The organism is Streptococcus oralis subsp. tigurinus, assembly GCF_002356415.1.
Lineage (GTDB): Bacteria > Bacillota > Bacilli > Lactobacillales > Streptococcaceae > Streptococcus > Streptococcus oralis_F.
In genome coordinates this window covers 1,340,748-1,366,882 of record NZ_AP018338.1, presented here as the reverse complement: position 1 = coordinate 1,366,882, position 26,135 = coordinate 1,340,748, and the positions used below count along the sequence as shown (strand labels likewise).

26 protein-coding genes are annotated in these 26,135 nt (G+C 43.5%); 23 read left to right on the top strand and 3 right to left on the bottom strand.

Going from position 1 to position 26,135, the window contains the following annotated elements:
- Positions 1–101 precede the first annotated feature (101 nt).
- The 5 genes from STO1_RS06930 (at position 102) to STO1_RS06900 (ending at position 4,973) form a co-directional block, all read left to right on the top strand.
- The gene (locus tag STO1_RS06930) at positions 102–779 is read left to right on the top strand and encodes a tRNA (adenine(22)-N(1))-methyltransferase (RefSeq protein WP_096422573.1); all 678 of its coding nucleotides are present in this window, start codon (positions 102–104) and stop codon (positions 777–779) included.
- Positions 766–1,563, top strand: a complete 798-nt coding sequence (locus STO1_RS06925) for a Nif3-like dinuclear metal center hexameric protein (protein WP_096422571.1) — start codon at positions 766–768, stop codon at positions 1,561–1,563. The genes STO1_RS06930 and STO1_RS06925 overlap by 14 nt, the downstream gene beginning before the upstream one ends.
- Positions 1,564–1,579: 16 nt before the next feature.
- Complete coding sequence (locus STO1_RS06920; RefSeq protein WP_172843648.1) at positions 1,580–2,683, top strand: NAD(P)/FAD-dependent oxidoreductase; 1,104 nt, start codon at positions 1,580–1,582, stop codon at positions 2,681–2,683.
- A 303-nt stretch (positions 2,684–2,986) separates the two neighbouring features.
- Complete coding sequence (gene galE, locus STO1_RS06905) at positions 2,987–4,006, top strand: UDP-glucose 4-epimerase GalE (RefSeq protein WP_096422563.1); 1,020 nt, start codon at positions 2,987–2,989, stop codon at positions 4,004–4,006.
- 4 nt (positions 4,007–4,010) lie between these two features.
- Positions 4,011–4,973, top strand: coding sequence for a glycosyltransferase family 2 protein (locus tag STO1_RS06900; RefSeq protein WP_172843647.1), 963 nt, complete (start codon positions 4,011–4,013; stop codon positions 4,971–4,973).
- A gap of 82 nt (positions 4,974–5,055) precedes the next feature.
- Here the strand turns inward: STO1_RS06900 and STO1_RS06895 are convergent, their stop codons facing one another.
- Positions 5,056–5,259 (bottom strand): ferredoxin, encoded by a 204-nt coding sequence (locus STO1_RS06895; protein ID WP_162278922.1) that lies wholly within the window; start codon positions 5,257–5,259, stop codon positions 5,056–5,058.
- Positions 5,260–5,304: 45 nt separating this feature from the next.
- Here STO1_RS06895 and STO1_RS06890 point away from each other — a divergent pair, with 45 nt between their 5' ends.
- The 9 genes from STO1_RS06890 (at position 5,305) to whiA (ending at position 12,364) form a co-directional block, all read left to right on the top strand.
- On the top strand, positions 5,305–5,811 hold the full coding sequence (locus STO1_RS06890) for an SAG1386/EF1546 family surface-associated protein (protein WP_001040923.1): 507 nt from the start codon (positions 5,305–5,307) through the stop codon (positions 5,809–5,811).
- Positions 5,812–5,820: 9 nt separating this feature from the next.
- A complete protein-coding gene (cmk, locus tag STO1_RS06885) occupies positions 5,821–6,495 on the top strand; it encodes a (d)CMP kinase (protein WP_000849409.1) in 675 nt (224 codons plus the stop codon).
- A gap of 118 nt (positions 6,496–6,613) precedes the next feature.
- Positions 6,614–7,120 (top strand): dihydrofolate reductase, encoded by a 507-nt coding sequence (locus tag STO1_RS06880; RefSeq protein WP_000162313.1) that lies wholly within the window; start codon positions 6,614–6,616, stop codon positions 7,118–7,120.
- Positions 7,121–7,321: 201 nt separating this feature from the next.
- Positions 7,322–8,554: an ATP-dependent Clp protease ATP-binding subunit ClpX gene (clpX, locus tag STO1_RS06870; RefSeq protein WP_096422561.1), complete on the top strand. Its 1,233-nt coding sequence runs from the start codon at positions 7,322–7,324 to the stop codon at positions 8,552–8,554.
- An 8-nt stretch (positions 8,555–8,562) separates the two neighbouring features.
- Entirely contained in the window at positions 8,563–9,150 is a 588-nt protein-coding gene (yihA, locus tag STO1_RS06865) for a ribosome biogenesis GTP-binding protein YihA/YsxC (RefSeq protein ID WP_000405197.1), read from the top strand.
- 9 nt (positions 9,151–9,159) lie between these two features.
- On the top strand, positions 9,160–9,540 hold the full coding sequence (locus STO1_RS06860) for a RidA family protein (protein WP_001140421.1): 381 nt from the start codon (positions 9,160–9,162) through the stop codon (positions 9,538–9,540).
- A gap of 51 nt (positions 9,541–9,591) precedes the next feature.
- A complete protein-coding gene (gene rapZ / locus STO1_RS06855) occupies positions 9,592–10,482 on the top strand; it encodes an RNase adapter RapZ (protein WP_000163047.1) in 891 nt (296 codons plus the stop codon).
- Entirely contained in the window at positions 10,479–11,456 is a 978-nt protein-coding gene (locus tag STO1_RS06850) for a YvcK family protein (RefSeq protein ID WP_001231134.1), read from the top strand. Before rapZ ends, STO1_RS06850 begins: the two co-directional genes overlap by 4 nt.
- Complete coding sequence (gene whiA / locus STO1_RS06845) at positions 11,453–12,364, top strand: DNA-binding protein WhiA (protein WP_000011267.1); 912 nt, start codon at positions 11,453–11,455, stop codon at positions 12,362–12,364. Before STO1_RS06850 ends, whiA begins: the two co-directional genes overlap by 4 nt.
- Positions 12,365–12,396: 32 nt before the next feature.
- Here the strand turns inward: whiA and STO1_RS06840 are convergent, their stop codons facing one another.
- A complete protein-coding gene (locus STO1_RS06840) occupies positions 12,397–13,365 on the bottom strand; it encodes an NAD(P)/FAD-dependent oxidoreductase (RefSeq protein WP_000081025.1) in 969 nt (322 codons plus the stop codon).
- Between the two features lie 136 nt (positions 13,366–13,501).
- On the opposite strand from STO1_RS06840, the gene cdaA reads away from it, so the two are divergent.
- The 8 genes from cdaA (at position 13,502) to STO1_RS06795 (ending at position 21,902) form a co-directional block, all read left to right on the top strand.
- A complete protein-coding gene (cdaA, locus tag STO1_RS06830; protein ID WP_001011078.1) occupies positions 13,502–14,359 on the top strand; it encodes a diadenylate cyclase CdaA in 858 nt (285 codons plus the stop codon).
- A complete protein-coding gene (locus STO1_RS06825) occupies positions 14,346–15,128 on the top strand; it encodes a CdaR family protein (RefSeq protein ID WP_001230923.1) in 783 nt (260 codons plus the stop codon). Before cdaA ends, STO1_RS06825 begins: the two co-directional genes overlap by 14 nt.
- A gap of 28 nt (positions 15,129–15,156) precedes the next feature.
- Positions 15,157–16,509: a phosphoglucosamine mutase gene (glmM, locus tag STO1_RS06820; protein ID WP_000521438.1), complete on the top strand. Its 1,353-nt coding sequence runs from the start codon at positions 15,157–15,159 to the stop codon at positions 16,507–16,509.
- 73 nt (positions 16,510–16,582) lie between these two features.
- Positions 16,583–16,957, top strand: a complete 375-nt coding sequence (locus STO1_RS06815) for a DUF1149 family protein (protein ID WP_001050095.1) — start codon at positions 16,583–16,585, stop codon at positions 16,955–16,957.
- Between the two features lie 2 nt (positions 16,958–16,959).
- The gene (locus tag STO1_RS06810; protein WP_000762154.1) at positions 16,960–17,808 is read left to right on the top strand and encodes a DegV family protein; all 849 of its coding nucleotides are present in this window, start codon (positions 16,960–16,962) and stop codon (positions 17,806–17,808) included.
- Between the two features lie 262 nt (positions 17,809–18,070).
- Positions 18,071–18,838, top strand: coding sequence for a 4-hydroxy-tetrahydrodipicolinate reductase (gene dapB, locus STO1_RS06805; RefSeq protein ID WP_002875901.1), 768 nt, complete (start codon positions 18,071–18,073; stop codon positions 18,836–18,838).
- Positions 18,835–20,034: a CCA tRNA nucleotidyltransferase gene (locus tag STO1_RS06800; RefSeq protein WP_080566816.1), complete on the top strand. Its 1,200-nt coding sequence runs from the start codon at positions 18,835–18,837 to the stop codon at positions 20,032–20,034. Before dapB ends, STO1_RS06800 begins: the two co-directional genes overlap by 4 nt.
- Positions 20,031–21,902: an ABC-F family ATP-binding cassette domain-containing protein gene (locus tag STO1_RS06795; protein ID WP_001279089.1), complete on the top strand. Its 1,872-nt coding sequence runs from the start codon at positions 20,031–20,033 to the stop codon at positions 21,900–21,902. Before STO1_RS06800 ends, STO1_RS06795 begins: the two co-directional genes overlap by 4 nt.
- A gap of 36 nt (positions 21,903–21,938) precedes the next feature.
- On the opposite strand, the gene mntE is transcribed toward STO1_RS06795, so the two are convergent.
- Positions 21,939–23,123, bottom strand: a complete 1,185-nt coding sequence (gene mntE, locus STO1_RS06790) for a CDF family manganese efflux transporter MntE (RefSeq protein ID WP_096422559.1) — start codon at positions 23,121–23,123, stop codon at positions 21,939–21,941.
- Positions 23,124–23,429: 306 nt separating this feature from the next.
- Here mntE and STO1_RS06785 point away from each other — a divergent pair, with 306 nt between their 5' ends.
- A complete protein-coding gene (locus STO1_RS06785; protein WP_096422557.1) occupies positions 23,430–26,126 on the top strand; it encodes a cation-translocating P-type ATPase in 2,697 nt (898 codons plus the stop codon).
- Positions 26,127–26,135: the final 9 nt, after the last annotated feature.

Below are 26,135 nucleotides of genomic sequence, written 5' to 3'. Positions count from 1 at the left end.
AGAAAGACTGCAATCTGTGGATTGCGGTCTTTTTAGGTGCAAGATTGCTAGCTGAAATGTGGTATAATAAGAGGTAATAGAGTTTTGGAAAGTGAGAGAAGATGATTTCAAAGAGATTAGAATTGGTGGCTTCCTTTGTGCCACAGGGGGCGATTTTACTAGATGTGGGGAGTGACCATGCTTATCTACCTATCGATTTGGTCGAAAGAGGCCAAATTAAAAGTGCCATTGCAGGTGAGGTTGTGGAAGGACCCTATCAGTCTGCGGTCAAAAATGTTGAGGCTCACGGTCTAAAGGAGAAAATCCAAGTTCGTTTAGCCAATGGCTTAGCAGCCTTTGAAGATGTCGACCAAGTATCGGTTATCACCATTGCAGGTATGGGTGGCCGTTTGATTGCTAGGATATTGGAAGAAGGATTGGATAAGCTTGCGAGTGTAGAACGTTTAATCCTCCAGCCAAATAATCGTGAAGACGACTTGCGCATCTGGCTACAAGACCACGGTTTTCAAATCGTAGCAGAAAGCATCCTAGAAGAAGCAGGCAAATTCTACGAGATTTTGGTGGTGGAAGCGGGACAAATGAAGCTATCAGCAAGTGATGTTCGCTTTGGTCCCTTCTTGTCCAAAGAAGTCAGCCCAGTCTTTATCAAAAAATGGCAAAAAGAAGCTACTAAGCTAGAATTTGCCCTTAACCAAATCCCAGAAAAAAATCTGGAGGAACGTCAAGTCCTAGCAGATAAAATTCAAGCCATCAAGGAGGTTCTCCATGCTAGCAAGTGAAGTGATTAAACGTTATGAAGCCTTTTGTCCGCAAGAATTTTCTATGGAGGGAGACAGTCGTGGTCTGCAAATCGGGACTCTAGACAAGGATATCCAAAGGGTCATGGTTGCTCTGGATATTCGTGAAGAGACGGTGGCTGAAGCCATTGAGAAGGGTGTGGATTTGATTATCGCCAAGCACGCGCCGATTTTTCGTCCCATCAAAGACTTGGTTGCTAGCCGTCCGCAAAATCAGATTTACATTGATCTCATCAAGCATGACATCGCAGTTTATGTCAGCCATACCAATATTGACATCGTTGAAAATGGTCTCAATGACTGGTTCTGCCAGATGCTAGGCATTGAGGAGACGACTTATCTGCAGGAAACAGGCCCTGAACGTGGAATTGGTCGTATTGGAAATATTCGGCCTCAGATATTTGGGGAATTGGCCCAGCATGTTAAGCAAGTCTTTGGTCTAGATAGTCTTCGAATGGTACATTATCAAGAGAGTGATTTGAAGAAGGAAATTTCAAGAGTTGCCATTTGCGGTGGTAGTGGTAAGTCTTTCTATCCTGATGCTTTGGCAAAGGGGGCAGATGTCTACATCACTGGTGATATCTACTACCACACTGCTCAGGATATGCTGTCTGATGGCTTGTTGGCATTGGACCCAGGCCACTATATTGAAGTTCTCTTTGTGGAAAGAATCGCAGCACTACTTACTCAATGGAAGTCAGAAAAGGGCTGGACTATTGATATCTTGCCTAGTCAGGCATCAACTAATCCTTTCCACCATATCTAGTTAGAAGGTGAAGACAATGAAAAAAGTTGCCATTATTGGAGCAGGGATTGTGGGAGCAACAGCTGCCTACTATCTCTCAAAAGAAAGCGACCTAGAGGTGACCGTTTTTGACCATGGTCAAGGTCAGGCAACCAAGGCTGCAGCAGGAATTATCAGTCCTTGGTTTTCAAAACGCCGCAATAAAGCTTGGTACAAGATGGCACGCTTGGGGGCTGACTTTTATATGGATTTGTTGGCTGATTTAGAAAAGTCTGGTCAGGAAATCGACTTTTACCAACGCTCAGGAGTTTTTCTCTTGAAAAAGGACGAATCCAAGTTGGAAGAACTCTATGAACTAGCCCTCCAGCGCAGAGAAGAATCTCCCTTGATAGGCCAGTTAGCTATTCTGGACCAAGCCTCAGCTAATGAATTATTTCCTGGTTTGCAGGGATTTGACCACCTGCTCTATGCTTCTGGTGGGGCGAGAGTAGATGGCCACCTCTTAGTGACTCGTTTGCTAGAAGCCAGTCAGGTCAAGTTGGTCAAAGAAAAAGTGAGTCTGATACCTTTAGCATCCGGCTATCAGATTGGCGAAGAGGTGTTTGAACGGGTTATTTTGGCGACAGGAGCTTGGTTGGGGGACATTTTGGAGCCTTTAGGATATGAGGTAGATGTTCGTCCCCAAAAGGGGCAACTCCGAGATTATCAACTCTCCGAAGATCTAGAATCATACCCTGTTGTCATGCCAGAAGGGGAGTGGGATTTGATTCCTTTTGCAGGTGGGAAATTGTCCTTAGGCGCTACTCATGAAAATGACATGGGATTTGATTTGACGGTAGATGAAACCTTGCTCCAACAAATGGAGGATGCGGCCTTGCCTCACTATCCAGCCTTAGCTAAAGCGACTTCCAGAGCTGAGCGTGTGGGAATCCGTGCCTATACTCGTGATTTCTCACCTTTCTTTGGGCAAGTACCTGGTTTAGCAGGTGTCTATGCGGCTAGTGGTCTAGGTTCATCAGGCCTCACAACCGGCCCTATCATTGGTTATCATTTAGCTCAACTGATCCAAGACAAGGAATTGACTCTGGACCCAGTAAACTATCCAATTGAAAACTATGTCAAACGAGTAAAAAGCGAATAATACTCAATGAAAATCAAAGAGCAAACTAGGAAGCTAGCCGCAGGCTGCTCAAAGCACGGCTTTGAGGTTGTAGATAGAACTGACGAAGTCAGCTCAAAACACTGTTTTGAGGTTGTGGATCGAACTGATGAAGCCAGTAACCATACCAATCCACGGCAAGGCGAATCTAACATGGTTTGAAGAGATTTTCGAAGAGTATAAGCATTTTACTGAAATTTTAGTCTCCCCTCTAGGATGGCAAATGACATTCCCTATCAAAAATGGTAAAATAAGAAAAAATAATTCGAGAATCGAGGAAAAAAGATGCAAGAAAAAATTTTGGTAACAGGTGGAGCAGGTTTTATCGGAACCCACACTGTTATTGAGTTAATCCAAGCAGGTCATCAAGTGGTTGTAGTGGATAATCTTGTCAATAGCAATCGTAAAAGTATAGAAGTTGTTGAGAGAATTACAGGGGTTGAAGTGCCTTTCTATGAGGCGGATATCCGTGATACAGATACTCTCAGAGATATTTTCAAGCAGGAAGAACCGACTGGTGTCATTCACTTTGCGGGCTTGAAGGCTGTTGGCGAATCAACCCGTATCCCTCTTGCCTACTATGACAACAATATCGCTGGAACTCTTAGTCTTTTAAAAGTTATGGAAGAAGCAAACTGTAAGAATATCATCTTCAGTTCTTCTGCGACAGTATATGGAGATCCTCACACGGTTCCAATCTTAGAAGATTTCCCACTTTCAGTGACCAATCCTTACGGTCGTACCAAACTCATGCTAGAAGAAATCTTGACCGATATCTACAAAGCAGACTCAGAATGGAATGTGGTCTTGCTTCGTTACTTTAACCCAATTGGAGCACATGAGAGTGGAGATTTAGGAGAAAATCCAAACGGTATTCCAAACAATCTCTTACCATATGTGACTCAGGTAGCTGTTGGAAAATTAGAGCAAGTGCAAGTCTTCGGAGACGATTACGATACGGAAGATGGAACTGGTGTTCGTGACTATATCCACGTTGTTGACTTGGCTAAAGGTCACGTTGCAGCTCTTCAAAAAATCCAAAAAGGGTCTGGCCTTAACATTTATAACCTTGGAACAGGCAAGGGCTACTCTGTTCTTGAAATTATTCAAAATATGGAAAAAGCAGTGGGACATCCAATTCCTTACCGCATCGTAGAACGCCGCCCAGGAGACATCGCTGCCTGCTATTCAGATCCTGCAAAAGCCAAAGCAGAACTCGGCTGGGAAGCAGAATTTGATATCACGAAAATGTGTGAAGACGCATGGCGTTGGCAAAGTAAGCATCCAAACGGATTTGAAGATTAAGATAATGATTTCGATCATTGTCCCCTGTTTAAATGAAGAGGAAGTATTTCCTCTTTTTTATCAGTCTGTTGAAGATTTGCTTCCTGACCTGGGAGCAGAGGTCGAGTATGTCTTTATAGACGATGGCTCAAGCGATGGGACCTTAGCTCTTTTGAAGGCTTATCGGGAGCAAAATCCTGCGGTGCATTATATCTCTTTCTCGAGAAATTTTGGGAAGGAGGCAGCTCTGTATGCAGGCTTGCAGCATGCAACTGGGGACCTGGTGGTCGTGATGGATGCAGACCTCCAGGACCCTCCCGGTATGCTACTTGAGATGAAAGCCTTACTAGACCAGAATGCAGACTTAGACTGTGTTGGTACACGGAGAACCAGTCGGGAGGGAGAACCCTTCTTTCGTAGCTTCTGTGCTGATCTCTTTTACCGCCTCATGCAAAAAATCAGCCCAGTAGCTCTGCCCTCGGGTGTCCGTGATTTTCGCATGATGAGAAGGTCTGTGGTAGATGCTATTTTAACCCTGACCGAGTTCAATCGTTTTTCTAAAGGACTCTTTGCCTGGGTGGGTTTTAAAACGCACTATCTTGATTATCCGAACGTTGAACGACAGGCTGGCAAGACCAGTTGGAGTTTTAGACAGCTCTTTTTCTACTCGATTGAAGGGATTCTCAATTTTTCAGATTTTCCCTTGAGTATAGCCTTTGTAGCGGGACTTCTATCTTGTTTTATTTCTTTTGTGATGACTGTTTTTGTGGTGTTTCGGACCCTTATCTTGGGAAATCCGACATCTGGCTGGACCTCTCTGATGGCTGTCATTCTCTTTCTTGGAGGGATTCAACTCCTGACCATTGGGATTCTGGGCAAGTATATCAGTAAGATTTATTTAGAGACCAAAAAAAGACCACTCTACCTCATCAAAGAAAAAAGTGATCTTTCTATTGTTGAAGGAAAAAATAACCGGAAAAGACTATAATTTTACCTAGAAATATGCTAAACTAGTAGGTGAAGGGATTAAAGTGATAAAGAGAATCTACAAAATCAATCTCCCTTTTAAACTATGATGGATCTTTTAGAAGTGCATGTGTAGGACAATTTTTGATGGCCTCTAGAACATCGCTGCTCTCAGCGATTTCTCTTTGCAATTCAACTGGATCATCGCAAAATCGAACGATTCCATTATCATGGTAATCAAAGAGTTCAGAATAGGTTTGGCAAAGCCCGCAGGCAATGCACCGTTCAGGTATAAGTGTGAGTTTCATATTTATATTGTAATAAGAAAGTTTAAAAAATACAAGGAGTAAGGTATGGCAAAGGAACCATGGCAAGAAGATATCTATGAAAATAGTGAGGAAGAATCAAGGTCAGAGCGTCGTCGCCGTAAACAAAAAGGAAAAGGGGCTGTTGCCAATCGTGTCTTAACAGTTCTAGCTAGCCTCTTCTTTGTGATCGTTGTAGCGATGGTAGTTGTATTGATTTACTTATCAACCGGAGGAAGCAATCGTACTTCATCTTTGAAGGACTTCTATGATACATCGTCTCCTTCTACAAGTTCAAGTTCTAAAGTAGAAGCATCGTCATCTTCAAGTAGCAAGGTAGAAGAAACATCTTCTTCTGAAACAACTCCTTCAGAGAGCAGTTCAGAAGAACACACAGAAGGAGAGGGAACAATCACAGTGCATCCTGGAGAGGGTGAGGCAGCTCTTGCTCAACGTGCAGGGATTTCCATTGCCCAGCTAGAAGCCCTAAATCCTTCTCACATGTCATCTGGATCTTGGTTTGCCAACCCAGGTGATGTGATCAAGACAAGATAGGAGTCGGTCATGAAGACAATTCAAATTGCTATCGATGGTCCAGCTTCGAGTGGTAAGAGTACGGTCGCAAAGATTGTCGCTAAAGATTTTGGTTACACTTATCTCGATACAGGTGCTATGTATCGTGCTGCGACTTATATAGCGCTCAAGCACCAGTTGGATGCGGGAAATGTAGACCAACTTCTTGAGCTTCTTAACCAACACCCCATTAGTTTTGGTCGTTCAGAAACAGGTGAGCAACTTGTTTTTGTAGGGGATGTTGAGATTACGCATCCGATTCGTGAAAATGAAGTGACCAACAAGGTTTCAAGCATTGCTGCAATTCCTGAGGTGCGTGAGAAGTTGGTTTCGCTACAGCAAGAGATCGCTCAGCAAGGTGGTATCGTCATGGATGGACGTGATATCGGGACGGTTGTTTTACCACAAGCTGAACTCAAGATTTTCCTAGTGGCTTCTGTTGAAGAAAGAGCAGAGCGTCGTTACAAGGAAAATATTGCTAAAGGGATTGAAACTGACTTGGAAACTTTGAAAGAGGAAATTGCGGCACGTGACTACAAAGATAGTCATCGTGAAACCTCGCCTCTCAAACAGGCTGAGGATGCAGTTTACCTCGACACAACTGGACTAAGTATCCAAGAAGTGGTCGAAAAAATTGAATCAGAAGCAAAAAAATATATGTCCTAGGGACGAGAGGAGCAGGCTAGATGATGCCTGCTCCTTTTCTCTCTTTTGTGCGCGTTTCAAAACAGTCTTTTTGGGAGAATTTTGATAAAATAGTAATATCAATAAAAAGGACGGAAGCATGACAAAGAAAATCATAGCCATTTGGGCCCAGGATGAAAAAGGTGTGATTGGGAAGGAAAATCGTCTCCCTTGGCATTTGCCGGCAGAGTTGCAACATTTTAAGGAAACAACTTTAAATCATGCTATACTGATGGGGCGAGTGACCTTTGATGGCATGGGACGTCGTCTGCTTCCAAAACGGCAAACCCTGATTTTAACGCGCAATAGCGAAGAAGTCATAGATGGGGCGCTCGTATTTCAAGATGTGGAGTCTGTTTTAGCGTGGTATCAGAGTCAGGAAAAAAATCTCTATATCATTGGCGGAAAGCAGATTTTTCAGACTTTTGAGCCTTATTTAGATGAAATCATCGTGACGCAGATTCATGCTCAGGTGGAGGGAGATACCTATTTTCCTGAGGAGTTTGACTTGTCTCGTTTTGAGACAGTCGCAAGCAAATCTTACACCCGAGATGAGAAAAATGACTATGATTTTACCATCGAATACCGAGATAGAAAGGAAGTCTAATGGAGCGCAGTATATTTGGATTTTTCACAGCTTTTTTGTGTGTAATCTGTATTTTGACTGGAGCACAGGCTTTTCGTAAGAAGCGCTATGGACTGTCTGCCTTACTCTGGCTGAATGCTTTTACCAATCTGGTAAACAGTATTCATGCTTTTTACATGAACTTATTTTAGATAGAATGATAAATTAGAATGGAAGGAAATCATGCCTACAAATAGGAAAAATGATATGATGGTTTATTGCTCATTTTGTGGCAAAAGCCAAGAAGAAGTAAAGAAAATAATAGCTGGGAACAACGCTTTTATCTGTAATGAATGTGTGGAGTTGGCCCAGGAAATCATTCGGGAGGAGTTGGCCGAAGAAGTTTTGGCAGACTTGTCTGAAGTGCCAAAACCAATCGAGCTCCTCAATATCTTGAACCACTATGTGATTGGTCAGGATCGTGCCAAACGTGCCTTGGCAGTGGCTGTATACAATCACTATAAACGCATCAATTTCCACGATACGCGTGAAGAGTCAGAAGATGTGGATTTGCAGAAGTCAAACATCTTGATGATTGGCCCAACTGGTTCTGGGAAAACTTTTTTGGCCCAGACCTTGGCTAAGAGCTTGAACGTACCTTTTGCTATTGCAGATGCGACAGCTCTTACTGAGGCTGGGTATGTGGGTGAGGACGTGGAAAATATCCTCCTCAAACTCTTGCAGGCTGCTGACTTTAACATCGAACGTGCAGAACGTGGGATTATCTACGTTGATGAAATAGACAAGATTGCCAAAAAGAGCGAGAATGTGTCTATCACACGTGATGTTTCGGGTGAAGGGGTGCAACAAGCCCTTCTCAAGATTATCGAGGGAACTGTTGCCAGCGTACCGCCTCAAGGCGGACGTAAACATCCACAACAAGAGATGATTCAGGTAGATACCAAGAATATCCTCTTCATTGTGGGTGGTGCCTTTGATGGCATCGAAGAAATTGTTAAACAGCGTTTGGGAGAAAAAGTCATCGGCTTTGGTCAAAACAACAAGGCGATTGACGAAAACAGCTCATACATGCAAGAAATCATCGCAGAAGACATTCAAAAATTCGGGATTATCCCTGAGTTGATTGGACGCTTGCCTGTCTTTGCTGCTCTTGAACAATTGACGGCCGATGACTTGGTTCGCATCTTGAAAGAACCAAGAAACGCCTTGGTGAAACAATACCAAACCTTGCTTTCTTATGATGACGTTGAGTTGGAATTTGACGACGAAGCCCTGCGAGAAATCGCTAATAAAGCCATCGAACGCAAAACGGGTGCGCGTGGTCTTCGCTCCATCATCGAAGAAACCATGCTAGATGTTATGTTTGAAGTACCGAGTCAGGAAAATGTGAAATTGGTCCGCATCACTAAAGAAGCTGTTGATGGAACGGATAAACCGATCCTGGAAACAGCCTAGAGGTGACTATGGAAATCAATACACACAATGCTGAAATCTTGCTCAGTGCGGCCAATAAATCTCATTATCCGCAGGATGACCTGCCAGAGATTGCCCTTGCAGGGCGTTCAAATGTTGGCAAGTCTAGCTTTATCAACACCATGCTCAACCGCAAAAATCTTGCCCGTACATCAGGGAAACCTGGGAAAACCCAGCTCCTTAACTTTTTTAACATTGATGACAAGATGCGCTTTGTGGATGTGCCTGGGTATGGCTATGCCCGCGTTTCCAAAAAGGAACGTGAAAAGTGGGGCCGCATGATTGAGGAGTACCTGACAACTCGTGAAAATCTCCGTGCCGTGGTCAGTTTAGTTGACCTTCGTCATGACCCGTCAGCAGATGATGTGCAGATGTACGAATTTCTCAAGTATTATGAGATTCCGGTTATCATCGTTGCGACCAAGGCGGACAAGATTCCTCGTGGTAAATGGAACAAGCACGAATCTGCAATCAAAAAGAAATTAAACTTTGACCCAAGTGACGACTTCATCCTCTTTTCATCTGTCAGCAAGGCAGGGATGGATCAGGCTTGGAATGCAATATTAGAAAAATTGTGAGGGAAAGAAATGGCAAAAACAATTCATACAGACAAGGCTCCAAAGGCTATCGGACCTTATGTTCAAGGGAAAATCGTTGGCAATCTTTTGTTTGCTAGCGGTCAAGTTCCCCTATCTCCTGAAACTGGTGAAATTGTAGGAGAGACTATCCAAGAACAGACAGAACAAGTTTTGAAAAATATCGGTGCTATTTTGGCAGAAGCGGGAACGGACTTTGACCACGTTGTCAAAACAACTTGCTTCTTGAGCGATATGAATGACTTTGTTCCTTTTAACGAGGTTTACCAAACGGCCTTTAAAGAGGAATTCCCAGCTCGTTCAGCTGTAGAGGTTTCACGTCTTCCTCGTGATGTAAAAGTCGAAATTGAAGTGATCGCAGAGATTGGATAAGCTAGTTGAAGTTTGGCTCTGCCAAACTTTTTTTGATATAAGGAGAGATAGATGACAAAGAAACAACTTCACCTTGTGATTGTGACAGGGATGAGTGGCGCAGGGAAAACAGTAGCCATTCAGTCTTTCGAAGATTTGGGATATTTCACTATTGACAATATGCCGCCAGCCCTCTTGCCAAAGTTTTTACAGTTGGTCGAGACCAAGGATGATGACCATAAGTTGGCCCTAGTGGTGGATATGCGGAGCCGTTCCTTCTTTTCAGAGATTCAGGCTGTTTTGGATGAATTGGAAAACCAAGATGAATTGGATTTCAAAATTCTCTTTTTGGATGCAAAAGATAAGGAATTGGTGGCACGCTATAAGGAAACGAGAAGAAGTCACCCTCTAGCAGCGGATGGTCGGATTTTAGATGGCATTAAGCTGGAACGTGAACTTTTGGCACCTTTGAAAAATATGAGTCAAAATGTGGTGGATACGACCGAACTCACTCCGCGTGAACTTCGTAAAACCATTGCAGAGCAATTTTCAGACCAAGAACAAGCCCAGTCTTTTCGTATCGAAGTCATGTCTTTTGGATTCAAGTATGGTATCCCTATTGATGCAGACTTGGTTTTTGATGTCCGTTTCTTGCCAAATCCATACTACCTTCCGAAGCTCCGTAATCAGACAGGTGAGGATCAAGCAGTTTATGACTATGTGATGAATCATGAAGAGTCTGAAAGTTTCTATCAGCACTTACTCGCCTTGATTGAACCAATCTTGCCAAGTTACAAGAAAGAAGGCAAGTCTGTTTTGACCATTGCAGTAGGATGTACAGGTGGGCAGCACCGTAGTGTTGCCTTTGCCAAACGAATCGCAAAGGATCTTGCTAAAAATTGGCCTGTCAATGAAAGCCATCGTGACAAAGACAGAAGAAAGGAAACGGTAAACCGTTCATGAGAAAACCAAGGATAACGGTGATTGGTGGAGGAACGGGTATCCCCGTCATTTTGAAAAGTTTGCGAGAAAAGGATGTTGATATCGCAGCCATCGTAACGGTAGCTGATGATGGTGGATCTTCTGGTGAACTAAGAAAGAATATCCAACAGCTGACACCACCAGGTGATCTTCGTAATGTTCTGGTGGCTATGTCGGATATGCCTAAGTTTTATGAGAAGGTTTTTCAGTACCGTTTTTCAGAAGACGCTGGTGCTTTTGCGGGTCATCCACTGGGGAATATCATCATAGCTGGGCTCTCTGAAATGCAAGGGTCCACTTATAATGCCATGCAGCTGCTAAGTCTCTTTTTCCACACAACAGGAAAAATCTACCCCTCAAGCGATCAGCCTTTGACACTGCATGCAGTCTTTAAAGATGGTTCTGAGGTGGCAGGTGAGAGCCACATTGCTGATCATCCAGGTATGATTGACCATGTCTATGTGACCAATACTCTGGATGATGAAACACCTCAAGCCAGCCGTCGAGTGGTCAATACTATTCTCGAGAGTGACATGATCGTCTTGGGGCCTGGTTCTCTCTTTACATCGATTTTGCCAAATATTGTCATTGAGGAGATTGGGCAGGCTCTCTTGGAGACCAAGGCGGAGATCGCCTATGTCTGCAATATCATGACCCAGCGTGGGGAAACAGAGCACTTTTCAGACAGTGACCACGTGGAAGTCCTCCATCGCCATCTAGGTCGGCCTTTTATTGATACGGTCTTGGTCAATATTGAAAAGGTTCCTAGAGAATACATGGATACCAACCGTTTCGATGAATATTTGGTACAGGTAGAGCATGATTTTGCTGGTCTCTGTAAACAGGTTCCTCGTGTGATTTCATCCAACTTCCTTCGTTTGGAAAATGGAGGAGCCTTCCACGATGGGGATTTGATTGTGGATGAATTGATGCGAATTATACAGGTGAGAAAATGAGTTTTACAGTTGCAGTAAAAGAAGAAATTCTTGGTCAGCACCATCTCAGTCGTCATGAACTATCAGCTATCATCAAGATGTCTGGCAGTATCGGTCTCTCGACTTCGGGCTTGACCTTGTCTGTTGTGACTGAAAATGCCAAGTTGGCTCGTCACCTTTATGAGTCCTTTCTCCATTTTTATGATATTAAGTCAGAAATTCGACATCATCAGAGGAGCAATCTTCGTAAGAATCGTGTCTACACGGTCTATACCGATGAGAGGGTGCAGGAGCTTTTAGCTGATTTGCGACTTGCGGATTCCTTCTTTGGTTTGGAGACAGGCATTGATCCCGATATCTTAGCGGATGAGGAGGCTGGTCGTGCTTACTTATGTGGGGCCTTTCTGGCAAATGGTAGCATCCGAGATCCTGAGTCTGGCAAGTACCAGTTGGAGATTAGTTCTGTTTATCTGGACCATGCCCAAGGATTGGCCTCTCTCCTTCAGCAGTTTTTATTGGACGCCAAGGTTATTGAACGCAAGAAAGGTGCAGTTACCTATCTCCAGCGTGCAGAAGACATCATGGATTTCTTGATCGTGATTGGGGCCATGCAGGCGCGTGATAATTTTGAGCGTGTCAAGATTTTGCGTGAAACTCGTAACGATCTCAATCGAGCCAATAACGCTGAAACAGCCAATATCGCTCGAACGGTTTCTGCTAGTATGAAGACCATTAATAATATCAGTAAAATCAAAGATAGAATGGGTTTGGAAAATTTACCCGTGGATTTGCAAGAGGTGGCTCAGTTGCGAATTCAGCACCCAGATTACTCTATCCAGCAGTTGGCAGATAGCCTGAGCAATCCCCTAACCAAAAGTGGCGTCAACCACAGACTCCGAAAAATAAACAAGATTGCAGAGGAACTATGAAACCACGGATTGTTGAATCCGTGGTTCTTTTCTTATAAACTTGTTGAGTGTTTTGGTTGCACTTTTTGTTCTGGGTCGATGTAGTTGATGGCATTATTGACGGCGGTTGGTGCTTCACCCAGTCCTGTGGCAATCAAATCAATCTTTCCTTCGTAGTAGCAGCAGTCTCCAATAGCGTAAATACCCGTTTGGCTGGATTCTTGCTTGCTATTGACGATAATCTTATGACGGTTGAGGTCCAGACCCCAATTTTTAAGATTGCCGACAGATGATTTGAAACCATAGTTGACAAAGAGGTGGTCTACCTCGATAGTTTCGGTTTCATCTGATTTGACTTTGGTGATTTCTAGTTTGTCGAGTGTTTTTCCATCTCCGAGAAGTTGGCTAGGGACGAACGGTGTCTTGATGGTTACAGATGATTCTTGCAGGGCTTGCACACTGTGTTCCAAGGCGCGGAAATTATCTCTGCGGTGAACAAGGGTAGTTGGCGCAATTTTTTCAAAAGCTAGAGCCCAGTCCACAGCTGAGTCTCCCCCACCAAGGATGGTTACTTTCTTCCCAGCGTATTGTTGGATATTGGAAACGTGGTAGTGGATATTTTCATAGTTTTCAACTCCATCTAATTCGAGCGGACGTGGTTTGAAGGCACCACCCCCCATGGCAATGATAACTGTTTTAGTCAGGTGGCTACCTTTAGAGGTTGTAATGGCAAAGCCTTCTTCTTGTTTTTCAATCTCAAGAACTGTTTCATTGAGATGAATAGGGGTATCAAAGCCGTTTAGCTGTTCAATCAAGCGATTGGTCAACTCTTCTCCGGTTAAGTTTGGAAAACCTGGAACATCAAGGATTTGCTTTTCAGGGTAGAGGATAGCTGGTTGACCACCGAGCTGGGGAAGAGAGTCGATGATTTGGACTTTGGCTTGGCGTAGGTGGGCGTAAAAGGCAGCAAAGAGCCCGACAGGACCGCCACCTACAATGGTAATATCATAGAGTTGAGACATGATTTCTCCTTTGTTTTTTCTAGTCAGTTTATTTTATCATATTTTTGCTTAATTTAAAATGAGGTAGGATAGGGAAAAAATGGGCAAAAAATGGTATAATGATGAGTAAAGTGTTTTGACAGGGAGGAGGCCAAGGATGAATTTTCAACAATTATCCAATTTACAATACTGGACGAGTTTGTTTTCAAGTCCTTGGAGTATAGTCACCAATCTGATTGATATTCTCATTGTGACTTATATTTTATATCATTTTACTAAAGCTATTGCAGGCACCAAGATTATGATATTGGTCCGTGGAGTCTTAGTTTTTATTCTAGCCCAGATTCTTTCCAATATGATTGGTTTAACGACTATTTCCTGGTTGATCAATCAGATCATCACCTACGGGGTGATTGCAGCGGTGGTTATCTTTTCACCAGAGATTCGGACTGGTTTGGAGCGATTGGGCCGGGCTACTGATTTCTTCTCCAATGCCCCTATTAGTGCGGAAGAGCAGATGGTCCGTGCATTTGTGAAATCAGTTGAATACATGAGCCCTCGTAAGATTGGGGCGCTTGTAGTGGTTCAGAGAGTGAGAACCTTGCAGGAATACATCTCGACAGGGATCCCTTTAGATGCTAAAATTTCGGCTGAATTGCTTATCAATATTTTCATTCCCAATACTCCCTTGCATGATGGTGCTGTCATTATCAAGGAAGACCGGATTGCTGTAACTTCAGCCTATCTACCCTTGACTGAAGATACCGGGATTTCCAAGGAGTTTGGAACGCGTCACAGGGCGGCGATTGGTTTGTCGGAAGTATCAGATGCTCTTACCTTTGTGGTTTCGGAAGAAACTGGTGGAATCTCAATCACCTATAATGGAGTCTTTAAGCACGATTTGACCTTGGAAGAGTTTGAATCTGAATTGAGAAGAATCTTACTTCCAAAATCAGAGAAAAAGCAAGGTCTGAAAGAGCGCTTGCTAGGAGGATTGAAACATGAGAAAAAATAGTCTATACATCATTTCTTCCTTCTTTTTCGCTTGCATTCTCTTTATCTATGCAACATTGACAAACTATCAGAATAGCAACAGTGCCAGACAGGTGCGGACGGAGACTTATACAAACACAGTTCTTAATGTCCCAATTGATATTCAGTATGACAGTGATCAGTATTTTATCAGTGGTTTTACATCTGAGGTGACGGTCTTTCTAACAGGGTCAAACAGAGTTGCTTTGGCGAGTGAGATGCAGGAAAGTACCCGCAAATTTAAGGTGACGGCTGATCTTTCTGATGCCAGTGTAGGAACCATCGAAGTTCCTCTGACTATTGAAAATTTACCGAGTGGTTTGACGGCTGTTGCAACTCCGCAAAAGATAACAGTGAAGGTTGGTAAAAAAGCAAAACGAGACAATGTCATTGTTGTGCCGGAGATTGACCCTAGTCAGATTGATTCTCGCGTGAAAATCGATACAGTTACTGTATCAGATGAAAAAGTAACGGTTATTAGTGATGAGGAAACCCTCTCCAAAGTAGATCGTGTCATTGCTATCTTACCGACGAGTGAACGGATAACTAGAAACTACTCGTCCTCTGTTCCTCTACAAGCAGTCGATAAAAATGGAAATGTCTTACCAAGCGTCATTATGCCGTTTGACACAACTATGAAAATTACAACAAAAACAGCAACGTCTAGTTCAAGTAACTCGTCAACAAGTTCCTCAGAAGGCAGTTCGTCTTCAACGAGTTCAGAAACAAAATCAGATTCGTCTAAACAATAATAAATAATAGAAAAGGATGATAAATAAAATGGGTAAATATTTTGGGACCGATGGAGTCCGTGGAGAAGCAAACGTAGAACTGACACCAGAATTGGCTTTTAAACTAGGCCGTTTTGGTGGATATGTCCTCAGTCAACACGAAACAGAAGCCCCTAAAGTCTTTGTAGGACGTGATACACGTATCTCAGGAGAAATGTTAGAATCAGCCTTGGTGGCAGGTCTTCTCTCTGCAGGGATTCACGTCTACAAACTTGGTGTCCTTGCAACACCAGCAGTAGCTTACTTGGTCAAAACTGAGGGAGCCAGTGCAGGTGTTATGATTTCTGCCAGCCACAACCCAGCCCTCGATAATGGGATTAAGTTCTTTGGTGGGGATGGTTTCAAACTTGATGATGAAAAAGAGGCAGAAATTGAAGCCTTGCTAGATGCTACCGAAGACACTCTTCCTCGTCCAAGTGCCGAAGGCTTGGGAACCTTAGTGGACTATCCAGAAGGTTTGCGTAAGTATGAAGGCTACCTTGTTTCAACTGGAACGCCTCTTGAGGGAATGAAAGTGTCCTTGGACACAGCGAACGGTGCAGCGTTTACAAGTGCTCGCCAGATTTTCGCTGATCTTGGTGCTCAGTTGACAGTTATCGGTGAGACACCAGATGGTCTTAATATCAACTTGAATGTTGGTTCAACTCACCCAGAAGCTCTTCAAGAAGTAGTCAAAGAAAGCCAGTCAGCTATTGGTTTAGCCTTCGACGGAGACAGTGACCGTTTGATTGCTGTTGATGAAAATGGTGACATCGTTGATGGTGATAAGATCATGTACATCATCGGGAAATACCTTTCTGAAAAAGGCCAGTTAGCTCAAAACACCATCGTGACAACGGTTATGTCTAACCTTGGGTTCCATAAGGCCTTGGATCGTGAAGGCATCAATAAGGCAGTCACTGCGGTTGGTGACCGCTATGTCGTCGAAGAAATGAGAAAATCAGGCTATAACCTTGGTGGTGAACAGTCTGGTCACGTTATCTTGATGGATTACAATACGACAGGTGATGGACAGTTAACTGCCGTTCAACTAACAAAAGTTATACGGGAAACCGGTAAAACCTTGTCTCAACTGGCATCAGAAGTAACGATTTACCCACAAAAACTGGTCAATATCCGAGTGGAAAATGCCATGAAAGAAAAAGCCATGGAAGTACCAGCCATCAAGGCAATCATCGAAAAGATGGAAGGAGAAATGGCAGGAAACGGCCGTATCCTTGTTCGCCCAAGTGGTACCGAACCTCTCTTGCGAGTTATGGCAGAGGCACCTACAACAGAAGAAGTCAATTACTATGTAGATACGATTGCTACTGTTGTTAAAGATGAGATCGGTATTGACTAAAGCCTAGAAAACTAGATGAAATGATAAAAATGTGGTACAATTGCATAGTAAATTGTAGCAATGGGAGAGAGAAATGAATCTTAAACGAGAACAAGAATTTGTTAGCCAGTATCACTTTGATGCTCGTAACTTTGAATGGGAAAATGAAAATGGGGCTCCTGAAACCAAGGTAGACGTGAATTTCCAGTTGCTCCAATACGACCAAGAAAACCAAGTAACCTCGCTAGTTGTTATCTTGAGTTTCATGATTGTCTTTGACAAATTTGTCATCAGCGGAACGATTTCCCAAGTTAACCATGTGGAAGGTCGCATTGTCAACGAACCAAGCGAATTTAACCAAGAAGAAGTTGAAACTCTGGCACGTCCATGTTTGAACATGCTCAATCGTTTGACGTATGAAGTAACAGAAATCGCCTTGGATCTTCCAGGGATCAATTTGGAGTTTTAGTCATGAAATTAGCTGTCATTACAGATTCTTCAGCCTATTTAGAGGAGAAGACGCTGCAAAGAGAGAATCTATTTATCTTGGATATTCCTGTCAATATTGATGGGGAGGAGTATGTTGAAGGTGTCAATCTGACTGCTGAGGAATTTTATCAAAAAATGGCTCAGTCTGCAGAATTGCCTAAAACTAGTCAACCAAGTATTGCCAAATTGGATGAGATTCTAAGTTCCTTGAAAGATGAAGGCTATACCCATGTCTTGGGACTCTTTCTTTCGTCAGGAATTTCAGGCTTTTATCAGAACATCCAATACATGTTGGATGAGTATGATGGCTTGACCATTGCCTTTCCAGATACCCATATCACAAGTTCCCCTCTAGGATTTATGGTAGAGAGTGCCTTTGAATGGGCAGAACAAGGCGATGATTTTGCCCAGATTCAGGAGAAGTTGGCTATCCAAATTGCTGATAATTCAGCCTTTATCATAGTAGATGACCTTGATCATTTGGTTAAGGGAGGACGTTTGTCAAATGGGGCAGCTATCTTAGGGAATCTCCTCAGTATCAAGCCTATCCTTTACTTTAATGACCAAGGAGTGATTGAAGTTTACGAAAAAGTTCGTACAGAAAAGAAAGCAATCAAACGTTTGGTGGAAATCATCAAGGAGTTGACAAAAGATGGGGACTACCGTATAACAGTCATCCATGGCAATGCTCCTCAAAAGGCAGCGGATTTACGTCAGCTTTTGATGGAGAGTGGTGTGACTGCTGAAATTCCAATTGATACCTTTGGTAGTGTCATTGGAACCCACCTTGGAGAAGGTAGTATCGCTTTAAGCTATACACCAGTCGTCTAGATTGTTCTTACAAGTTTTGTATCTTAGTAATTGAACACGGACTATTGCCTCTTGAAAAAGATGCCTGTCTTGCCTTTCGTGGAAAGTCAGCGTCATTCCCTATTTTTCATGGGCAACTAACGTCCTTTGTATCTTGATAATTGAACATGCCTAGAACCCTGTGTGAAAAAGATAGTTCTTCCAAGGAGTAGACACTCCTTGATCAGAACTCCTATTTTCACTTTATGTTCTTACAGGCTTTGTATCTTAGACAGGAGTAGAGATGAGTATTCGAGTAATTATCGCCGGGTTTAGGGGAAAGATGGGCCAAGCTGCCTGTCAGATGGTCTTTGCTGATCCGGACTTGGACTTGGTCGCGGTTTTGGATCCCTTTGAGTCTGCGTCAGAATGGCAGGGAATTCCTGTCTTCAATGATAAGGCTGACTTGGCTGGTTTTGAAGCGGATGTCTGGGTAGATTTTACAACTCCAGCTGTTGCCTACGAAAATACACGCTTTGCTCTTGAAAATGGCTTTGCCCCAGTCGTAGGAACAACAGGATTCACTAGTGAAGAAATTGCAGAACTCAAAGCGTTTTCCCGTGAACAAGATTTGGGTGGCTTGATTGCCCCTAACTTTGCCTTGGGAGCTGTCTTGCTGATGCAATTTGCGGCGCAGGCTGCCAAATATTTCCCAAATGTGGAGATTATCGAGCTCCATCATGACAAGAAAAAAGATGCTCCGAGTGGAACAGCTATTAAAACTGCCGAGTTAATGGCGGAAGTTCGAGAGTCTATTCAGCAAGGTGCGCCTGATGAGGAAGAATTGATTGCAGGTGCTCGTGGTGCTGACTTTGATGGCATGCGCATACACTCAGTCCGCCTACCAGGCTTGGTAGCCCATCAGGAAGTCATCTTTGGCAATCAGGGAGAAGGATTGACCCTTCGTCATGACTCCTATGATCGCAGCTCCTTCATGACAGGGGTCAATTTGGGAATCAAAGAAGTTGTCAAGCGTCATGAGCTTGTCTATGGATTAGAACACTTATTATGAGATTAACACAAATGCCTTCTGAATTTCAGAAGGCTTTACCAGTATTAGAAAAAATTAAAGAAGCAGGCTTTGAGGCCTATTTTGTTGGGGGCTCCGTCAGAGATGCCCTACTCAATCGCCCCATCCATGATGTGGACATCGCGACGTCTTCTTATCCAGAAGAAACCAAGCAGATTTTCCCTCGCACAGCTGACATCGGAATCGAGCACGGAACCGTCTTGGTCCTAGATGGGGACGAGGAGTATGAGGTAACAACCTTTCGAACAGAGGATGTCTATGTGGACTATCGTAGACCCAGTGCGGTTTCCTTTGTGCGTTCGCTAGAAGAAGACCTCAAGCGCCGTGATTTCACAGTCAATGCCTTCGCTTTGGATGAAACAGGCGAAATTATTGACTTGTTCCATGGTTTAGAAGATTTGAAAAACCAAGTCTTGCGAGCAGTTGGAGTGGCTAGTGAGCGTTTCAACGAAGATGCTCTGCGTATTATGCGTGGTTTCCGCTTTCAGGCCAGTCTCGGTTTTAAACTTGAACCAGAAACTTTTGTGGCGATGAAGACTTTGACGCCACTCTTGGAGAAAATTTCTGTGGAGCGCACCTTCGTTGAGTTTGATAAACTCTTGCTGGCTCCTTTTTGGCGAGTTGGTCTGTCTTCCATGATTGAGAGTCGAGCTTATGACTATCTTCCAGACATGGCAGGAAGCCAGGGCAAGCTCAACAGACTGTTTGTTTTGGAGACTGATTTCACTTTTGAATCTTCTGAACAAGCCTGGGCAGCTCTGTTGTGGGCTTTGGAGATTAAAGATGCACAGCCATTTTTGAAAGCTTGGAAAACCTCACGCCAGTTTGCCAAGCAAGTACAGGATTTGCTGACTATTTTGGTTTTGCGAGAAGAAGGAGAGCTGAGCAAGCGCGATTGTTACCGCTTTGACTTGGATTCCCTTCTACAAGCTGAAAGTCTTCGTCAGGCTCAAGGGAAAGAAGTCAACCCACAAGCCATCACAGAAACTTACCAGAGTTTGACCATTCATGATAAGAAAGAAATCCAGATTAACGGAGGAGTTCTGATTAAGGAATATGGTTACCAGCCAGGACCAGACTTGGGAGAGATTTTAACGGAGATTGAGTTTGCCATTGTCGATGGAGAGTTGGAAAATGATCGTCAAGCAATCCATGCTTACCTGAGGGAGAAAAAATGAGTGATTTTATCGTTGAAAAACTAAGCAAATCCGTTGGTGACAAGACCGTTTTTAAGGATATTTCCTTTATTATCCATGATTTGGATAGAATTGGTCTGATTGGTGTTAATGGAACGGGTAAGACAACCCTTTTGGACGTCCTTTCTGGCACTTCTGGCTTTGATGGGGACGTTAGCCCCTTTTCAGCTAAGAATGATTATCAGATTGGCTACTTGACTCAGAATCCAGATTTTGATGATAGCAAGACGGTCTTGGATACGGTTCTTTCCAGCGACCTCAAGGAAATTCAGCTCATTCGTGAGTATGAGTTGATCATGCTCAACTACAGCGAGGACAAGCAGGCTCGTTTGGAACGCGTCATGGCTGAGATGGACTCTCTCCAAGCTTGGGAAATCGAGAGTCAGGTCAAGACCGTTCTCAGTAAGTTGGGTATTCAGGACTTGTCGACTCCAGTTGGTGAATTGTCAGGTGGTCTGAGAAGACGGGTTCAGTTGGCGCAAGTTCTTCTTGGAGACCACGATCTCTTGCTATTGGATGAGCCGACCAACCACCTGGACATTTCAACCATTGAGTGGCTGACCCTCTTTTTGAAAAATTCCAAGAAAACCGTCCTTTTTATCACCCACGATCGTTATTTCCTAGATGCGCTGTCAACGCGAATTTTCGAGCTGGACCGAGCAGGCTTGACCGAGTATCAGGGAAATTATCAGGACTATGTTCGCCTCAAAGCAGAGCAGGATGAGCGTGACGTAGCTATGCTCCACAAAAAAGAACAACTCTATAAGCAAGAATTAGCCTGGATGCGCAGACAACCGCAAGCGCGTGCGACCAAGCAGCAGGCTCGTATCAATCGTTTCCATGACTTGAAAAAGGAAGTTTCAGATAATCCTACTGAGACAGACTTAACCATGAACTTTGAGACCAGTCGGATTGGTAAGAAAATCATCGAGTTTAAAGATGTTTCCTTCGCTTATGAGAACAAGCCGATTTTGCAAGATTTTAATCTCTTGGTGCAGGCCAAAGACCGTATTGGAATTGTTGGGGACAATGGTGTGGGGAAATCAACCCTCCTCAACTTGATTGCAGGAAGTCTTGAGCCGACAGCAGGTCAAGTTGTGATTGGGGAAACTGTTCGCATCGCCTATTTCTCTCAGCAAATCGAAGGCTTGGATGAAAGCAAGCGAGTGATCAATTACCTGCAGGAAGTGGCAGAAGAGGTTAAGACCAGTGGTGGTTCTAGGACTTCCATTGCAGAGTTGCTGGAGCAGTTCCTCTTCCCACGTTCGACGCATGGAACCTTGATTGAGAAATTGTCTGGTGGAGAGAAAAAACGCCTTTATCTGCTCAAATTGCTCTTGGAAAAACCCAATGTACTTCTCTTGGACGAACCGACAAATGACCTAGATATTGCGACCTTGACAGTCTTGGAAAATTTCTTGCAGGGCTTTGCGGGTCCTGTCTTGACAGTTAGCCACGACCGTTATTTCCTGGATAAGGTAGCGACCAAGATTCTCGCTTTTGAAGATGGCAAGATTCGTCCTTTCTTTGGTCATTACACTGACTACCTTGACGAAAAAGCCTTTGAAACAGAGATGGCCAATCAAGTGCAAAAGGCCGAAAAGGAAAGAGTGGTCAAGGTTCGAGAAGACAAGAAACGCATGACCTACCAAGAAAAGCAGGAGTGGGCAAGCATTGAAGGTGATATTGAAGCCTTGGAAAATCGTATCGCTGCTATTGAAGAGGAGATGCAGGCAAATGGTTCTGATTTTGGTAAACTTGCGACACTTCAGAAAGAGCTCGATGAAAAAAACGAAGAACTCCTTGAAAAATACGAACGCTATGAATATTTAAGTGAGTTTGATAATTAGGAGGATAGAAAAATCCCGTCTTATGACAGGATTTCTCTATTCTTTTTTGGTTTCTTGATGAAAGATTTTTTGCCAAGTTTCGTGACGGCGCCAGATACTGGTGTGGACGATACCGTCCATCTCATAGCAAATGAGTTTGGTTTTCTGACTAATGGAGGTAATCTGAATGTCCTTAATTGTAGCTTTAAGTTCTTTTTCAGCCTTATAAGCCTCTTTATCCATCTGCTCCCCATCTTGACGGATATAGATAAAGTCCTCAGCAAGGAGTTCTTCTAGCTGATTTCCTTGGTCAATCAATTGTTCACGCATGAGCAGTTTTTTGTAGACATTGTCTAAAATTTCGTCCTCAGGTATGGGAGCTGGTTCGATATGGACATCGGTATCAAAGACTCCAAATCGCTCTTCTAGCATAGACTCGACCTGATCTGCAATTTCGTGACTCTCATAGACTGATAAATCGGGATTCATTTCTAAGGTAATATCAAGGTAGATGTTGCTACCGTAGGTACGCCCTCTTTGGGACTTGACCTTACTAATCTTTGGAATCTCCATGATAGCCTTTTGGTAGTCTTCTAGTAGCCGGTCATCAAAACCATCTGAAAGACTGAAGGAAGATTCGATAAAGATATCATAGGCTGTCTTTAAGATAAAGAAAGTGATGATGATAGCAACCAGTTTATCCACAATTGGATAATTGAAACTGCTAGCTAGTATGGCAATGGCGGTTCCAAGTGAGGTAACAGCATCAGAAAGATTATCCTTAGCAGCTGCCTTTAGAGCTTTGGATTTGGATTTCTTACTGAGGCCTGTGTTATAGAGATAAACGACAAACATAACCGCCGCAGAAATGATTCCTAGAATCGCTCCCAAAGGATCAATAGGTGTTTGTTCCCGACTGAGGATTTTCTGAATGGTGTCCCGAAGCACATCAAAACCAACATAGAACATGATGATGGAAGTAATCAAGCTAGCCAAATCTTCAATCTTCCAGTGACCAAAGCGATGGTCACGGTCTGCAGGTTGGCGGGCCATCCGAATCCCAATCAAGAGGGCAACGTTTCCGATAATATCGGATACGTTGTTGAAACCATCTGCCACCAAACTGGAAGAATGCAGGAGGTGACCAGTTGCCAATTTTGCCGCAGACAAGAGGAGGTAGGTTGAAATACTGATAATGGCTCCACGTTCTGCCAATTTGAGATTTGACATGGATTGGTTCATCGGGCTTCCTTTCTAGTCATATAGTATTCTACCATTATACTGGTTTTCAAGGGAAAATTCAAATTTAGTCTTGTTTCATCGGATTTAAACCCTTGAAAACTTTTCAAATTTTGATATAATAGTACTACTCAAGGGAGTAGCTGGCAGAAACCTGTGATAGTGTCGTCATTCCGAATTGTATACTGAAAAGTATGTTTTCCGGCACTATCTTAAACAGCGAGACTTGTTATGATTAACAGGTCTCTTTTTGTTTGTCATAAAACTAAAAGAGAACTTGTTTTGCACACAATGTCAAGGAGGAGACACATGTCAAAAGAACAAAAACGCCAAGCGTTTTACACTCAAAGTCCTGAAGAGGTCTTGAAGTCAGTTGAAGCAACTGAGCAAGGTCTTTCGTCAAGCGAAGCGCAGAAACGTCTAGCTGAATATGGACGCAATGAACTGGAAGAGGGTGAGAAAAAATCTCTCCTAGTCAAGTTTATCGAGCAATTTAAGGATTTGATGATTATCATCCTAGTTGCTGCGGCTATCTTGTCAGTCGTAACTTCTGGTGGGGAAGATATCGCAGATGCCATCATTATCCTAGCCGTGGTTATCATCAACGCTGCCTTTGGTGTTTACCAAGAAGGAAAAGCAGAAGAAGCCATCGAAGCCCTCAAGTCTATGTCTAGTCCAGCTGCTCGCGTTATTCGTGATGGGCACATGGCTGAGATTGATTCCAAAGAATTGGTACCAGGTGATATCGTTGCTCTTGAAGCTGGTGATGTAGTTCCAGCAGACCTACGATTGCTAGAAGCTAATTCTCTTAAAATCGAAGAAGCAGCATTGACAGGTGAGTCTGTTCCAGTTGAAAAAGATTTGACCGTCGAGCTCGCTGCAGATGCTGGTATTGGTGACCGTGTCAATATGGCCTTCCAAAACTCAAACGTGACCTATGGTCGTGGTCTTGGTGTTGTTGTCAATACAGGTATGTACACTGAAGTGGGTCATATCGCTGGCATGCTCCAAGATGCTGACGAGACAGACACGCCACTCAAACAAAACTTGAACAACCTTTCTAAGGTTTTGACCTATGCAATTTTGGTTATTGCCCTTGTTACTTTTGTAGTTGGAGTCTTCATTCAAGGTAAAAATCCACTTGGTGAGTTGATGACCTCTGTTGCGCTTGCTGTTGCAGCCATTCCAGAAGGACTTCCTGCTATCGTGACGATCGTTCTTGCCCTTGGTACTCAAGTTTTGGCCAAACGAAACTCTATCGTTCGTAAGTTGCCAGCAGTCGAAACACTTGGTTCAACAGAAATCATCGCTTCTGATAAGACTGGTACGCTTACCATGAACAAGATGACAGTCGAGAAAGTCTTCTATGACGCAGTTCTACATGATTCTGCTGATGACATTGAACTAGGTCTTGAAATGCCTCTTCTTCGTTCTGTTGTCTTGGCCAACGATACTAAGATTGATGCTGAAGGAAACCTGATTGGGGATCCAACGGAAACAGCCTTCATCCAGTATGCCTTGGACAAAGGCTATGATGTTAAAGGGTTCTTAGAGAAATATCCGCGTGTTGCTGAGTTGCCATTTGACTCAGATCGTAAACTCATGTCAACGGTTCATCCATTGCCAGATGGCAAATTCCTCGTGGCAGTCAAGGGGGCTCCAGATCAACTTTTGAAACGCTGTGTTGCTCGTGATAAAGCTGGAGATGTTGCTCCGATTGATGAGAAAGTCACTGAATTAATCCATACAAACAACTCGGAAATGGCTCACCAAGCCTTGCGTGTCCTTGCAGGTGCTTATAAGATTATCGATAGTATTCCAGAAAATCTTACTTCTGAAGAGCTTGAAAACAACTTGATCTTTACTGGTTTAATTGGGATGATTGACCCTGAGCGTGCCGAAGCAGCAGAAGCGGTTCGTGTTGCTAAGGAAGCAGGAATCCGTCCAATCATGATCACTGGTGACCACCAAGACACAGCGGAAGCCATTGCCAAACGTTTGGGAATTATTGATGAAAATGACTCAGAAGACCATGTCTTGACAGGTGCTGAGCTCAACGAACTTTCAGATGAAGAATTTGAAAAAGTAGTTGGTCAATACTCTGTTTATGCGCGTGTATCTCCAGAACACAAGGTTCGTATCGTGAAAGCTTGGCAAAACCAAGGTAAGGTTGTTGCCATGACAGGTGACGGTGTTAATGACGCCCCAGCTCTGAAAACAGCCGATATCGGTATCGGTATGGGAATCACTGGTACAGAGGTTTCTAAGGGAGCTTCTGATATGATTCTTGCGGATGATAACTTTGCGACTATTATCGTCGCAGTTGAAGAAGGACGTAAGGTCTTCTCAAATATTCAAAAGACTATTCAGTACTTGCTTTCTGCCAATACGGCTGAAGTATTAACCATCTTCCTATCAACCTTGTTTGGTTGGGATGTCCTACAGCCAGTTCATCTTTTGTGGATTAACTTGGTAACCGATACCTTCCCAGCTATCGCCCTTGGTGTTGAACCAGCTGAGCCAGGTGTTATGACCCACAAACCACGTGGACGCAAATCAAGCTTCTTCTCAGGTGGGGTCATGAGTTCTATCATCTATCAAGGTGTACTCCAAGGGGCTCTCGTCTTGACTGTTTATGGTCTTGCTCTTGCCTATCCAGTCCATGTAGGAGACAACCAAGCCATTCATGCGGATGCCCTCACCATGGCCTTTGCAACACTTGGTTTGATCCAACTCTTCCATGCCTACAACGTCAAGTCTGTTTACCAATCCATCTTGACAGTCGGACCATTCAAGTCTAAGACCTTCAACTGGTCTATCTTGGTATCCTTCATCCTCTTGATGGCAACAATCGTTGTAGAACCACTTGAAGGTATCTTCCACGTAACCAAACTAGACTTGTCACAATGGGCTATTGTTCTAGCTGGAAGCTTCTCAATGATACTTATCGTCGAAATCGTTAAGTTTGTTCAACGTAAACTTGGTCTTGATAAGAACGCGATTTAAAAAGAAAGT